Source organism: Paenibacillus sp. sg306046 (assembly GCF_059821225.1).
Map to the genome: position 1 here is coordinate 1 of NZ_JCAMRT010000049.1, position 14,399 is coordinate 14,399.

Genomic DNA, 14,399 nt, shown 5'->3' on the forward strand with positions numbered 1-14,399 from the left:
TCGTGTTCGATACGCCGACGAACGGCGGACCGGTCGATCTGAGCGCCTTTACCTTGAGCGGCGGACATAGCTTCGGCACGAGTCCGGGTCAAGCGTGGAGTGCGGATCGGACGAAGCTGACAATCATGCTGGGCGCGGGCGCAACGATCACAGCGGCGGATACGCTGATGATTACGAACGGCAGCGGCATTCAGGATGCGACAGGCATCGCGCCTTTGGCGGCTACGGGAGCGCTGAGCATCGGAGGCAGCTTCGGCGTCGCAGTTGCGCCGGTCGTTACGTCCCTTACAGCGGTGAACAATGATGGAAGGCCGGGAGCAGGCGCAGGAGATATGCTCCTGATCGTGTTCGATACGCCGACGAACGGCGGACCGGTCGATCTGAGCGCCTTTACCTTGAGCGGCGGACATAGCTTTGGCGCGAGTCCGGGTCAAGCGTGGAGCGCGGACCGGACGAAGCTGACGATCACGATGGGCGCAGGCGCGACGATCACAGCGACGGACACGCTGACGATTACGAGCGGCAGCGGCATTCAGGATGCGACCGGTCAAGCGCCTTTGGCGGCCACGGGAGCGCTGAGCATCGGAGGCAGCTTCGGCGTCGCAGTTGCGCCGGTGATCACGTCTCTTACAGCGGTGAACAATGATGGAAGGCCGGGAGCAGGCGCAGGAGATATGCTCCTGATCGTGTTCGATACGCCGACGAACGGCGGACCGGTTAATTTGTCGGCCTTTACGTTGAGCGGCGGACATAGCTTTGGCGCGAGTCCGGGTCAAGCGTGGAGTGCGGACCGCACGAAGCTGACGATTACGATGGGCGCAGGCGCAACGATCACAGCGACGGACACGCTGACGATTACGAGCGGCAGCGGCATCCAGGATGCAAGCGGTCAAGCGCCGCTGGCAGCATCGGCAGCACTGAGCATTAACGGCAGCTTCGGTACGGTGATCGCTCCGAATGTATTGTCTGCCGTCGCCATTGATCAGAACGGGCTGGAGTCGCCGTACGGGGACAAAATTGTATTTACGTTCGACTCGTCTACCGATGGAGCGAAGCCGTCCGGCTGGGCGACCAAGGATCTGATTCAGGTAACGAATGGGCATACGATCGGCGATTATGCCGCCTTCGCTTGGAGCAACGACAACCGGACGTTGACGGTGACTCTGGCGACCTACGGTTCGTCCGTTACCGGCTCCGTGTACAACTCCGTCTCGGATGCGGTGTATGCCAACCTGAAGCAGAATGATATCCTGAATCTCACCGGACTCGGCATCAAGGATGCGACCGGCACGGTTCCGGTGAACGCCGGCAGTGTGAAGCTTGACGGCAGCTTTGTTCCGAGCATCATTCCTAGATTTACCCATGCAATCGCGACATCGAATGGCCGCAACCCGGCAGCACAAGTTTTGGGTACCATTGAAATCATTTTTAGTACGTCCATGTCTCAAGAACCGGCGATTGACCTTTCTAAAATTAAAGTAACTGGCAACCGTACGTTTGGCACAGGGGCAACGGCGGTCTGGAACTCGTCCCAAAATGTGCTGTCCATTACGGTCAAGGCGGATGCGACCATCAAGGTCGGCGACCAGATTGATCTGACGCTGCTGCAGTTGAAGGATAGCAACGGAATCGGTTATATCCCGGTCAGTGATGTGATTCAGCCGTTGACGGGCTCGTTCGGCAGCGCAATTGCGCCGACCGTGCTGAGCATCGTAGCAGCCAATACCGGAGCAAATCCGGGTGCGGGCAAGGGCGATACGATTACGATCACGTTCAGTGCGGATACGAATCAGTCAGCGCCGGTATTAACGGCTCTGGCCGGGCTGCTCGGCCCGGATGCAAGCGCGAGCTGGCTGAATGCTAAAACGTTGATTATTACAGTAGGAACACTCGGTGCGAATCCTTCATTGAAGGATGGCGCGGAAATTTCACTGGACTCGCTGAATATTCGCGATGTGACAGGCTCCTCGCCAACCATACAGGGAGCGTATGTCATTGCCGGTACGTTCGGTCAGGCGAACACGCCAAGCGTCCTTAGCATTGTGGCTTCAAGCAGCAACAAGAGCAAAACGACATCCGCAATTGGCAACGGGGATGTGATCACGATTACCTTCGATATGCCGACGAACCAAAGCGGGGAGTGGACGAAAGCAACCGTCGATCAGTACGTCAAATTTGGTTCTCTGGCAGCTGCGAAAATTTTGGGAGCCCAGTACACAGGACTTTGGAAAAATGATGGCCGTGTGCTTGAAATTACGGTAACCGATGTGAGCGGCTCGACGATTGTGATCGGAGATGCGATTCGGGTGCAGGGTATTCAAAACGCGACAGGCACCTCGCCGCTCAGCAATGATTCCGTGAACCTGACAGGCATTTTCGACGGCAGAGAATTCGCGATCACTGCAAGCAGCCTTACGTCCGGGACAAACAGCTTGACGGCTAAGCTGAACATCGAGACGGTGAAGGGCCACGCGGGGAAAGAGGTTGTTATTTTCGAGTTGAAGCAGGGAAGTACGCCTGTACAACTGATTGCGTCCGAAATGGATATCACCGGAAACGTCGAAATTACGCAAACGTTCAGCGGCTTGGCGGGCGATCTCAAGCTGTACACGATTGAGGCCTACATTTTCGATAACCTGAACGGACAGACAGCCTCCCAATTGCTTGCTCAAAAAGCTCAGCTGCAGTTGAAGTAATCATAGAGGTATAAGGCTGCTTGTCGGTCTTATACCTCCACCTGTTCACAACAGAAGGGAATGGTATACTCAGTGATCAAGAAAATAAGGCTGCTCGGCCTCGCGTTCAGTGTATGTACGGCGAGCTTGGCGCCCATGTGGACCCCCGGTTCTGTGTATGCGGCAACTGCCGAGGTGCAGATAACAACGACCCAGTCGAGATATGCAATTGGAACCCAAGTGTTCATTCAAGGGTCGTCGCCTGTCGGAAAAGATATTACCTTGAAGGTCATTGATAATAACAACACGGTTATCCATGTCGATGCGATTTATGCGAAGGACAATACCGGCGCTTATCCGTTCAGCTTCGTTGTGCCGCAAACAACCGCCACCAGTATGACGCTGATTGCCGGATATGGAAGCGGTGCAGGCGAGTTTGCTATTAGAACCGTCGAAATTGGAAGCACATCGACCGGTGGGGGCGGTGGCGGTGGCGGAACTACGGGCGGAGGAGGCAGCCCGGCCACACCGAATACGGGCACCACGACTCCGTCGTCCCGACCCGTCGTCGCTTTGACAGAGTCGGCCAGAGAAACGGTAACAGGGAACGAGGTAGCCGTTACCTTCGATGCAGCCCAAATTACGGAGCTGGTTGCCAAAGCAACCTCGGCCACGTCCGTATTTTCATTGGAGGTCAAGGCTGCCGCTTCTGTCGTGAAGGTGGAGCTTGCGCCTGAAACCGTGGCCTTGCTCGGCTCCAAAAACGCCCAGGCAACGCTCCAGCTTCGTACCCAGGCGGGGGATTATGAGCTTCCTGTCAACCAAATTGATGTTGCCGCGATTGCTCAGCAGATGGGTGTGACTGTCCCGGATGTGAAGGTAAGCATCGTCGTCAATAAGCTTCAGGGCGCAGCAGCCGAAGCGGCCAACGCTTTCGCCGCTCAGCTAGGCGCGGATGCGCTGGCTGCCCCTGTGGAGTTCACCGTATCTGTGGTCGCGAGCAACGGACAAAGCCAGGAAATCAACCGGTTCAGCACGTATATTGCGCACACCGTGCATCTTCCGCAGACCGCTGATCCTGCTACGTCGACAGGGGTATGGGTCGATCCGAATACGAACACCTATCGCCCGGTGCCGACCGTATTTGACGGTTCCAAGGCTGTCTTGTATCGCAAAGGAAACAGTATTTACACAGTTATTCACAACCCTAAAACCTTCGGTGATTTGTCGAGCCATTGGGCCAAAACAGACGTAGAAACATTGGCGAGCAAGCTGATCGTCAATGGCGTCTCGGAGACAACGTTCGCCCCTGACAGCTTGATCACAAGAGCCGAGTTTGCCGCTCTGCTGGTTCGTTCCCTGGGACTTGCGGAAGTGCAGCCTGAGGGCTTCAAGGATATCGCGGCCAAAGACTGGTTCGCAGGCTCGGTGGGGGCTTCGCAGCAAGCGGGTCTCATCGAAGGCTACGAGGACGGCACGTTCCAACCGAATGCAATGATTACCCGGGAGCAAATGGTCACAATGCTGGTCCGAGCGTTAACCGTATCCGACAAAGAGGTTGCGTTGGATTCCAGTATGCTGGACAAGTTCTCTGACGTCGGCTCCATCTCTTCCTGGTCGAAGGATGCCGTAGCGAAGTCGATGAAGGCGGGGATTGTGCAAGGGATGACGGACACCACATTTGCTCCAAAAGAAAATGCTTCGCGGGCTCAGGGCACCGTCATGCTCAAGCGTATGCTGCAATATCTGAAATTTATCAACTGATTGTCAAAAAACTGACGTTACAGCACCCAAAGCATCCAAAAGAAAAAAGAAGCTTCGCTAAGCAGCTGCGTACCCTCAAAACCGGGAGTACGCAGCTTTTGGCGTTTTGACCGTTCAGCTTAGTACAGGAGGGGCGGCAGACAGCGCGAAAAGCTGGAGATACCGTGGGGATGTTGAAGACTGTCATGGTTTTGTCATATGACAAACAGGGCTGCACGGCGAGTTGTAAAGCGATAAATGTGTACAGAGCTATAAAACGGCCGGTCAGCATTTCATTGTACCGTTTTTTGGTATAGAGTATACGATTGGGGGGTATTGTATGTAAGGTGTTGTCTACAGGCAGCAGCGGAATGAACATCCAGCTAATCCATACGGATCAAAAAGGAGAGGTTTACTTTGAAGGGGCGAATCCTTATAAACAAACAAGTTGCTTTGATCGGGGCTGCAGCCGTGCTTGCGTTAAGCGGCTGCGGAGCTCAGGCAACGAAGCAAGGTTCTGCAGCGGTCACCCAGACGGGCGGTGCAAGTCATGCGCCATCCAGTCAGGCGAGCACCAATCATTCGGCAATGGACCATTCCGGTTCAAGTGAGCTGCCTGCCGGCATGCACAACGCAACGGCTCCCGCTTACAAGGTCGGAAGCCAGGCGGTGATGAAAGTCGCACATATGGAAGGAATGAATGGCGCTACAGCGACGATCACGGGGGCGTATACAACGACCGTGTATGCTGTTTCGTACACGCCGCTTACCGGCGGACAACGTGTAACCAACCATCAGTGGGTGGTTCACGAGGAAATCGCAGCGGCAGCCCAGCAACCGTATTCACCGGGAGCAAAGGTTATTTTACACGCCGACCATATGCAAGGGATGAAGGGAGCGGAGGCGACGATTGACTCAGCGCAGCAAACGACGGTATACCGGGTGGATTATATGCCGACTACGGGCGGGCCAAAGGTGACCCATCATCTCTGGGTGACGGGGCATGAGCTTTCGAGCTGAGGCAGCGGTGTAAAGGTAAGTCAGCTTCCCAAACGAATCTCTCTCTAGCTCAGCTTGGACTGCATTTGTTCTGGTCGGAGGGTAGCCGGTTTCATTACTTGAGGGCTTGTATTTTCCAAAGAGTATGTTAATCTCAAATTAAGCCGCACACGATAAACGGCAAACCTGTCGAAAGGCAGGGACGCAAAGCTACAGGGCCTTCACTTCCTTGGAAGCAGGCAGCCAGCTACCGAAGGGGGTTCAGCAGGATGCGACGATGGGTAGCTTTTGTTCTGATATTCAGTTTATTCACGATGTATGCGCCGCTTGCGGTGGCCAAGCCTGATTCAAGCTCTTGGCTAAGCGCCGCCAAGCTGGAGCATGGGGCGATCGGCATTACGTATACGGCGGCTTCTGCCGCCGCAACCAAGCTGATGGTTGCCAAGGACGGCATCACCTACACGTACAATTTGGCTGCTGATGGAAAGGAAGTCTTTTTCCCGCTGCAGATTGGCAATGGCGCGTATCGCGTTTCGGTGCTGGAGCAGGTGGCGGGCAATACGTACAAACCGGTACTCAGCGATTCGATTGAGCTTCAGCTGCAAGCGGAGACAAGCGTCTACCTGAACTCGATTCAAAATATAAATTGGAGTGGCGCACAAGCGGTACGTGACAAAGCCGGCGAGCTGACGCTGCATAAAGAGACGGACCGCGAGAAGGCGCAGGCCATTTATGATTACATCGTTAATACGATGGTATACGATTTCGAGCTGGCGGCGACGGTAGCAGCCGATTATTTGCCGGAGCTGGACAAGGTGCTTGCGGCTGAGAAAGGCATTTGCTACGATTACGCTTCGCTGTTCGCAGCGATGAGTCGCAGTATAGGCATTCCAACGAAGCTGCAGATGGGCACATCGGAAAATGTGCAGGAGTACCATGCATGGAATGAAGTTTATTTGGACGGACAATGGCTGACGGTAGACCTTACGGTCGATGCAGGCAGCGTCAGCCGGACCTTTGCGAAAAACGCAGCAGCGTATCACGTTGAAAAGACGTATTAGGGCGGCTTGGCGTTCGTTATAAGGAAGGGCAAGAAGGGACAGGCTCCCTGTGCGGAAGGCATGTGGAGTTTTTTGCGGATGGATGCTGTTAGGATTGCAGGAACCGGTTTGCTTGGTGAAAAAATGGCTGCTGCGATGAATTGAAGATGACTTGAGGATGAATTGAGGATTAAGGAGGCCGGGTGATGGAATCCCTGCGAACGGGAGTGGGCGCGACCAATGAACACGCGCTTCGTGTGATAAACAGCTACCGGCACTGGACTGGCCGTATGCTATTGGAGGAGGGGGACCCGCAGACGGCGGCCGAGCGATTGTTCCATGCTCCGCTTTACGTGCTGTCGCACGGGATGGAAGCCGACCCGGTTCTGAACTTTGGCAGCAAGCTGGCGCTGCAGCTTTGGGAGCTGGACTGGGCGGCATTTACAAGCATGCCCTCCCGGCTGACGGCCGAGCCGATGGAGCAGGACGTACGTGAGGTGTTTATGCGGAACGTGCGGGAGAAGGGCTTCGTCAGTTCTTATAGTGGAATACGTATTTCGGGCAGCGGCCGCAGGTTTATGATCGCGGAAGCTACCGTATGGAATGTGCTGGATGAAACGGGGGTCCGCTGCGGCCAGGCGGCGGTATTTGCACGGTACGAGGATGTTTGAGCCTGACAAAACGTCAAAAAACCTTGACATCGCCCCCAGGTGGAGCGAGCATCAAGGTTTTTTGCCATGCTTGGGCCGAAGGACCTAGTTTTTCGGATTGGTAGCCGGAACGCCCTTGTTCATGTATTCCTCCAGCGTCAGCCCTTGCTTCGTCACGTCCTTGGCCAACTCAACGCCGACGTAACGCAGATGCCACGGCTCATACTGATAGCCTGTAATGGCTTCCTTTCCCTTGAGGTAGCGGACAATAAATCCGTATTCGTGGGCGTGCTCAGCCAGCCACTTCGCTTCCTTGGTGGCGCCGAAGCAATCCTGAGCCGGGCATTTGCCGTTTGCGCCGGATACATCAATCGCCAGACCGGTTTCATGCTCGCTTTGTCCCGGCTTGGCGCTGAATTTGTTCGCGGCTTCCTCGCCGTGCTGCTTGACGTAGTTGTTGTACAACGACTTCTGCGTGTCATGCGAGCGGTACGCCGATACACCCGCCAGCGGGAGACCTGCTTCCTTGGCGCCCTGGAACAGCTTCTCCAGCGCGGCTGCCGCTTCCTTGCGCAGCTTGCGTTTCTCCGTCTTCTCCTTAAAAATAAAGGGAACATCCGGATCGACCAAATCCTGCGGCTTGTAGCTATCCGGCAGCTGATTGGTTTTGTTGACAATGACGGAGATTTCGGCCGGCTTGGCAATGACCTGGATCGCGCCTCCACCTCCGGTAGAGGCGCCTGGCTTGGCTGTGCCTGGATCTGCGGCGGGGGCTGACGGCTTCGTTCCCGTGTCTCCCGTCGCAGGCTTCGTCGCCGGTCCGGTCGGGTTTACGGGAGTTGTCGTGCTGTCAGGCTGTTTTTCCGCGGAGGGAGCTGGCGCGACCTCTGCGGGCGGCTTGGCCATGTCGGCACAGCCTGTGGTCAGCATCAGCGAACAGGCGAGCACAGCCCAGCTCAAGCGAGCCTTATGTGAATTCCACATGGACGTTATTCCTTTCTGCTTGGACAAGATTAGGTAAAATTAGGTACAACTTACTAGACGACTGCTGTTCGTCAAAAGTTGCATACGGTGCAGTAGGCGGCTTGACCGGCCGCAGTCATTTGTTCAGCTCAGACAAAAACAGCAAAATCCCCGACGCTTGCGCTTGGATGAAGGTTATTCGGCCTTCAGGTCAATGACGGTGATCTCCGGCGGGTTAAACAAGCGCGGCAGCTTGAAGGGAAATCCGCTTACGGACAAATTTTCATCGCCAAGTCCACGGTTGACGATCATGCGGGCGCTGCCTTGCGTGAATAGCCCGGCGTCATATTCGGGAAAAAAGGACCGTTCCGGCGACAACACCCCGCCCACAAATGGAATGCGGATCACGCCGCCGTGCATATGCCCGGTCAGCGTAAGGTCTGCGCCCCAATCCGCATATACATTAAAATACAGCGGATTATGCGTAAGTAAAATTTGAAAGCGGTCCGTGGCAGCTTGGCCTATCGTATTCGTAATAAAGGCCGGGATCAGCGGTTTTTCACCGGCGTAGCTGGCCGTGTTTTTGGCTTTGTAATAGCGCAGCGGAAGCAGCAATCCGGTTAGCTGGAGCTGGTCTTGGCCAGCGGTCACGGTGACTGAGCGGTCATCGAGCACTTGCACGCCGAGGCGCTGCAGGTGCTCCAGGTACGGGTCGCCAGAGTCGGCCGCAGCAGCAGGCGCTGAGCGAGCAGCCGTGGCCGCTCCGGGAGTTTGGTTCGCACCGCCCACCCCGGAGCTTGCAGCCGCTTGGGCCTCGGCCCGATTGTCCAAATTACGGGCAATCTGCTCATGGTTTCCCGAGATATAGTACAGCGGGTAGCGGGGAACCAACTGCTCCGCCAGCCGGTCGAATACGGCGCCGTCGTCATGCTGTGAATTTTTCATATCGCCGGTCGTGACGATGATATCCGGCTGCAGCTCGTCGATTTTACGGATGAGCTGTTCGTGATTTGTACCAAACTGCTTGCTGTGCAGATCGGAAAGCTGTACGATCCGGTAGCCGTCGAAGCCGGCAGGCAGCCGGGGAGAGGCGATCGTATAGACGCTTACCTGCAGCCAGCCGCCGGATAAAATAGCAAGCAAGCCGACCAGCACAAGCAGCCCGACCGCGGTACGCCGCCGCCTTGCTGCCGGTTTCTTTTTTTTCAAGGTAAGGCCGCCTTCCTCGTTGGTTTTGTTCCCCGGAGGGAGGGCCGCCCCGTCAGGCAAAGCTTCAATTCCTACTCCAGCCTGAAGCCGCGCGCTTCCAGAAACGGCTTCATATGCACTCGGAGCGGCTTGCCGTACTTGCTTGCCATTTCACGCGACCAGGACGTCAGTGTCTTGCCTTGCGTCCGTTCCTTATAATACGCATGGGTTGTGCGGTCATATTGCTCGACGCCGTCCCGCATCGTCTGCTCGTCGTAAGTGTTCCAATGCAGTACACCTGCCTGCGGCAGACGGGGACGGAGGGAAGGCTCCTGATCCGGCGTGCCGATGCAGAGGCCGAAGACCGGATATACAAGCAGCGGCAGCTCCAGCAGCCGGCTTAGCTCCTCGGCGGCATTACGGATGCCTCCGATATAACAGATGCCGAGGCCGAGCGATTCGGCGGCGACGGCGGCATTTTGCGCAGCGAGCGCGGCATCGACTGTTGCGACGAGAAAGCTTTCCGTATTCGTATGAAACGTTTGCTCGTGCCGTTTGGCCGCTGCCTCCAGCCGATGCAGGTCGGCGCAGAAGACGATGAACAGGCCGCATTCAGCGACGTAGGCTTGATTGCCGGCCAAGCGGGCCGCTTCACGGCGAAGCTCCGGGTCTGTGACGGCAATCAGGCTGTAAGCCTGCATATTGCTGGAGGAGGAAGCCATCTGTGCCGATTGGATGATCGCATCCGTCTGCTCGGCAGTTAACGGATCGGGCTTGAATTTACGGATGGAACGATGGCGCTGGAGCAGCTCAATGACAGCATTCATGGTATCGGTCAACCTCCTTTGAAATGAACTTCTTCATGCGGTGCGGGTAGGTAAACGAGATTCTACCCGGGGCATCTAATTCGTACGGCTTTGAATGCGCAACTGAATGGACTTGTCCAAATATTCAGGCATGACGGCCGGATTGCCGGCGTTGATGCGGGGAATGGCCATCGGGTCGCTGTGGCGGGTAGCCATGCCGCTGGCAATCGTGAAGGCGTACTTAAATCCGGCTTCCCGGATATAGGCCTGCGCCTGTTCGTTGTGAATGCCATACGGATAAGCATACGTTTGTGCGGCTGCCGGGCTGCCGTAGATCTCTTGCAGCTTCCCCGCACAGGCCGCGCTATCCTGCCGAATCCGGGCCGTATAGTCGCTTTCGGATTCCAGCGCTCCGCTGGCGGTTGGCAGCCGTCCGGTCAGGGCGCTCTCGCGTCCCACCTTGTAGTGCAGCGCATTCGTGTGGCACTGAATATCAAACATGCCGGGACGATACGTCAGCAGCTCGCGAACTTGCTCCGGCTTGAGCGCAGGAATGGAGGGGCTGTCCGGACTGTTCAGATCATTGGTGATCGCAAAGTTGACGGCCGGGATGTCCAGCTCCTTGAGAATGGGGAAGGCGTTCGCATAAAAGCTGCGGTAGCCGTCATCGAACGTCACCAGCACCGCCTTGTCCGGCACGCTGGCTCCTTCATAATAATGAATCAGCTCGTTCATTGAAATAAAGTGATAGCCCTGCTGCTTCAAATACGCAAGCTGGTTGCGAAAAAGCGTAGTGCTGACGGTACCTGAGCTTTCAGCATCGTCGGCGACATGATGATACATCAGCACCGCGACCTGATCGCGGTAGACGCCTTCCGCCCGATCAGGCAAAAGCTGCAGCAAGGCGGTAAGCATAACGGTTATGAGCAAGCTGAATAAGAGCGGTCGGGTCATGGGGATACGGTCTCCTTTGCGCCAGTAGGCGTCTATAGTCAGTTATACCGATTCCAGGAGGCGATTTCAAGTCAACGCGCCGCTGCTTCTCCGAGGCGGCAGCCTTTGGCGCAAATTGAGGTATAAACAGGACAAATCCGCGTATTCTCTAGGTGTAAACCGATATGGTACGATTCACCATGTAGGAGGGATATGCGTATGCGTTCATTGAAAATTGGCGTCATCGGCGCGGGCTCCATCTCATCGGCTCATCTGGATGCTTACACGCGAAATCCGGAGGTCGAGCTGATCGCAATCTGCGACCTGGTGGAAGAACGCGCCAGACGCGCCGCCGACCGCTACGGCGCAAGCAAGGTGTTTACGGATTACCGCGAGCTGCTCGCCGATCCGGAGATTGAAGCCGTCAGCATCTGTACCTGGAACAATACGCATGTGGGCATCAGCGTCGCAGCGCTCGAAGCAGGCAAGCATGTGCTGGTGGAGAAGCCGATGAGCATCGACATTCGCCAAGCGGAGGAGCTGCAGGAGGCGGTCAAGCGCTCCGGCAAGCTGCTGCAGGTCGGGTTCGTCCGCCGTTATGGCGGCAGCGCTCAAGTATTGAAGCAATTTATTGACGCGGGTGAGCTGGGCGATATTTATTATGCCAAGGCTTCCATCCTCAGACGGCTGGGCAATCCGGGAGGCTGGTTCTCTGATCGCGATCGGTCCGGCGGCGGCCCGTTAATGGACATCGGTGTGCATATCATTGATCTGTGCTGGTATATGATGGGCCGGCCGAAGGTCAAGTCGGTATCCGGCAATACGTATCAGAAGCTCGGCAATCGCGCGCATATTGAGCATTTGAGCTTTTACAAGGCCGCAGATTATGACGCTTCCCATAACACCGTCGAGGATTTGGCCAACGCCCTGATCCGCTTCGACAATGGCGCTTCCCTGTTCGTCGATGTCAGCTTCACGCTGCATCAGAAGAACACGGCTTCCTCCGTCGCCATTTATGGAGACCGGGGCGGCGCAGAAATGGAGCCGGATTTCGTCATCGCAACGGAGAAGCACAACACCATCTTGAACATCGTGCCGCAAATTGATGTAACAGGCTTTAATATGGAGGAAGGCTTCCGGAATGAGATCAATCATTTCGTCAACTGCTGCCTGGGACGGGCGGAGCTGATCAGTCCGGTTGAGGACGGCGTGGAAATGACGAAAATATTGTGCGGGATTTACGAATCAAGTCGCCGGGGCGAGGAAATTCAATTTTGAGGGAGCATTGAAGCATCGTTCAAAGGGAGGCATGCGCGGATGAAACTGACGAATAAGATCGGTGTCATTGTAGACAGCTTCAAGCTTGGGGTGCGGGAGGGCTTGAAGAAAGCGAAGGAGGTCGGGGCCGATGGCGTCCAGCTGTACGCGGTTAGCGGCGAGATGGACCCGGACCGCCTGTCGCCGGACGACCGCAAGGAGCTGCGGGCCTATATCGCTGATCTGGGGCTGGAAATTTCCGCTTTGTGCGGCGATCTCGGCGGCCACGGCTTCCAGGACCAGCGGGTGAACCCGGAGAAGATCGAGAAGTCGAAGCGTATTGTGGATCTGGCGCTTGATCTCGGCACGACGATTGTGACGACTCATATCGGCATCGTGCCTGACGACCGGAATAGCGAGGTGTACCATGCGATGCAGACGTCCTGCGAGGAGCTGGGCCAGTACGCGAAGCAGGCGGGCGCTTATTTCGCGATTGAGACGGGGCCGGAGCCTGCCGCGCATCTGAAAAGCTTTCTGGATACGCTGAGCACAAACGGGGTATCCGTAAATTTCGACCCGGCCAACCTGGTGATGGTGACAGGCGATGATCCGGTTGCAGGCGTCCATATTTTGCAGGATTATATCGTGCATACCCATGTGAAGGACGGCATCCGCTTGCGGGAGGGCGATCCCCGCGACGTTTACGGCGCGCTTGGCTACGACAAGATGAACCATGAGAAGCTTGCGCAGATGGCGACGCTCGGCGATATGTTCAGGGAGGTGCCGCTGGGCGAAGGCAAGGTGGCGTTTGATGCGTACTTTGCTGCGCTGCAGGAGATCGGCTACACCGGCTACCTGACGATTGAGCGCGAGGTTGGCTTGCAGCCTGAGCTTGATATTCGCAAGGCCGTTGAATTCATTAAGCGGTATAAATAAAAGCATCCGGGCAGCGGCGAGCGCTGCTGGCCTGGGGCGCAGACCGTCCGGGTAGCGGTAAGAGGTCCGGGCGGTTTTTCATGCGCGCTTCCAGAACGCTCCAGCCGGTATGATATACTGGGGAACAGAGAGCAGGGAGCAGAGGAGGAATTCAATTGGGCGAACCGCAGCCATTATATACGATTGGCCAAGCCGCAAAAATCGGACAAATTTCCATTCAGACGCTGCGTTATTATGATCAGATCGGCGTTATTCCACCGGCGGCCGTCGATGAACAGACGGGGTACCGCTATTACTCCAGCCGGGATTTGCTGCAGATCAAGATCGTTCAGGACTTGCGCAGTCTGGATTTTTCGCTGGAGGAAATTGCCGACCTATTCAAGCGGGGCAGCATCGACTACACGCTGGAGCAGATGAGACGGAAGCAGGAGCAGTCGCGCGAACGCATCCTGGAGCTGACCGCCCGCGTCGAAGCGATGGATAAGCGGATGGAGCTTATGGAGCAGCAAAGCAAGCTGCAGCAAGCTTTTGACCAGAGCGAAGGCTTCGTGGAGCTGAAGCTGCTGGAGGACCGGCATGTGCTGTCCGAGCGGCGGCGCGGTCCGGCGGGGATGGAGCCGTATACGCAGCGCTTTGTGGCGATCTATGCGCAGATGGAGGAGCTGGGTCTGGAGCCGGAAGGCCTCATCATGACGGTATATCATGATGACTGGCTGGAGGTGAACTATACCGACTCGGACACGGAGGTGTGTGTGCCGCTCGCCGCTCGGAGCGTGTCTGCCGCCGGGGAGCATCTGCGGACGATCCCGGGCGGCTATTACTTGACCGGAAGCTACCGGGGGATCAGCGGGCCCGAGGTATGCAGACGCTTGTACAGCCAGATGCTTGCCTGGATGGAGCAGCACGGCTACAAGCCCGACGGTCTGGTCGTCGAGCAATACATAGTCGATCTCACCGGGATGAACGACATCGAGCATTTTATTATCGAGCTGCAAATTCCGATTACCCGCTGCTGAATCGGCTGGTTAAGGAAGGCTTATTCGCTCGTTATGCTGCGGCTGGCTTGCGCTTGCCGATATTGGGTAGCCGTCATCCCGAGGCAGCTGTCTCTGCTTCTCGTCGCCGCTATTGACCCTCTAGTACAAAGAACCTAAAATAACGTTACTATATTTTCCTGTATGGTATACTCTAGATAGAATCTATCGAACG

At 56.2% G+C, this 14,399-nt stretch carries 12 protein-coding genes and 1 riboswitch; of the genes, 8 read left to right on the forward strand and 4 right to left on the reverse strand.

The annotated features are described in order from the left end of the window. From AC6ROY_RS24770 to AC6ROY_RS24790, 5 genes are all read left to right on the forward strand, one after another. Positions 1–2,696 (forward strand): beta strand repeat-containing protein (locus tag AC6ROY_RS24770; RefSeq protein ID WP_500103238.1); only part of this gene is annotated, 2,696 nt, incomplete at its 5' end. Positions 2,697–2,768: 72 nt separating this feature from the next. Further along, complete coding sequence (locus AC6ROY_RS24775) at positions 2,769–4,439, forward strand: S-layer homology domain-containing protein (RefSeq protein ID WP_500103239.1); 1,671 nt, start codon at positions 2,769–2,771, stop codon at positions 4,437–4,439. A 396-nt stretch (positions 4,440–4,835) separates the two neighbouring features. Continuing rightward, positions 4,836–5,438, forward strand: coding sequence for a YdhK family protein (locus AC6ROY_RS24780; RefSeq protein WP_500103240.1), 603 nt, complete (start codon positions 4,836–4,838; stop codon positions 5,436–5,438). A 148-nt stretch (positions 5,439–5,586) separates the two neighbouring features. Beyond that, positions 5,587–5,672, forward strand: a riboswitch (cyclic di-GMP riboswitch). A 14-nt stretch (positions 5,673–5,686) separates the two neighbouring features. Continuing rightward, entirely contained in the window at positions 5,687–6,478 is a 792-nt protein-coding gene (locus tag AC6ROY_RS24785; protein ID WP_500103241.1) for a transglutaminase-like domain-containing protein, read from the forward strand. A 185-nt stretch (positions 6,479–6,663) separates the two neighbouring features. Next, positions 6,664–7,128, forward strand: coding sequence for an MEKHLA domain-containing protein (locus AC6ROY_RS24790; protein WP_500103242.1), 465 nt, complete (start codon positions 6,664–6,666; stop codon positions 7,126–7,128). Between the two features lie 84 nt (positions 7,129–7,212). On the opposite strand, the gene AC6ROY_RS24795 is transcribed toward AC6ROY_RS24790, so the two are convergent. The 4 genes from AC6ROY_RS24795 to AC6ROY_RS24810 all read right to left on the reverse strand — a co-directional run bounded on the left by AC6ROY_RS24795 (position 7,213) and on the right by AC6ROY_RS24810 (position 11,018). Continuing rightward, complete coding sequence (locus AC6ROY_RS24795; protein WP_500103243.1) at positions 7,213–8,091, reverse strand: M15 family metallopeptidase; 879 nt, start codon at positions 8,089–8,091, stop codon at positions 7,213–7,215. Positions 8,092–8,265: 174 nt separating this feature from the next. Continuing rightward, positions 8,266–9,279, reverse strand: coding sequence for a metallophosphoesterase (locus AC6ROY_RS24800; protein ID WP_500103244.1), 1,014 nt, complete (start codon positions 9,277–9,279; stop codon positions 8,266–8,268). A 71-nt stretch (positions 9,280–9,350) separates the two neighbouring features. After that, positions 9,351–10,085: an oxygen-insensitive NADPH nitroreductase gene (gene nfsA, locus AC6ROY_RS24805; protein ID WP_500103245.1), complete on the reverse strand. Its 735-nt coding sequence runs from the start codon at positions 10,083–10,085 to the stop codon at positions 9,351–9,353. A 75-nt stretch (positions 10,086–10,160) separates the two neighbouring features. Next, the gene (locus AC6ROY_RS24810; RefSeq protein ID WP_500103246.1) at positions 10,161–11,018 is read right to left on the reverse strand and encodes a polysaccharide deacetylase family protein; all 858 of its coding nucleotides are present in this window, start codon (positions 11,016–11,018) and stop codon (positions 10,161–10,163) included. 198 nt (positions 11,019–11,216) lie between these two features. On the opposite strand from AC6ROY_RS24810, the gene AC6ROY_RS24815 reads away from it, so the two are divergent. The 3 genes from AC6ROY_RS24815 to AC6ROY_RS24825 all read left to right on the forward strand — a co-directional run bounded on the left by AC6ROY_RS24815 (position 11,217) and on the right by AC6ROY_RS24825 (position 14,206). Then, positions 11,217–12,275 (forward strand): Gfo/Idh/MocA family protein, encoded by a 1,059-nt coding sequence (locus AC6ROY_RS24815; protein ID WP_500103247.1) that lies wholly within the window; start codon positions 11,217–11,219, stop codon positions 12,273–12,275. Positions 12,276–12,314: 39 nt separating this feature from the next. Next, positions 12,315–13,190: a sugar phosphate isomerase/epimerase family protein gene (locus AC6ROY_RS24820; protein WP_500103248.1), complete on the forward strand. Its 876-nt coding sequence runs from the start codon at positions 12,315–12,317 to the stop codon at positions 13,188–13,190. A 155-nt stretch (positions 13,191–13,345) separates the two neighbouring features. After that, the gene (locus AC6ROY_RS24825; protein WP_500103249.1) at positions 13,346–14,206 is read left to right on the forward strand and encodes a MerR family transcriptional regulator; all 861 of its coding nucleotides are present in this window, start codon (positions 13,346–13,348) and stop codon (positions 14,204–14,206) included. The last annotated feature ends 193 nt before the right edge of the window (positions 14,207–14,399 follow it).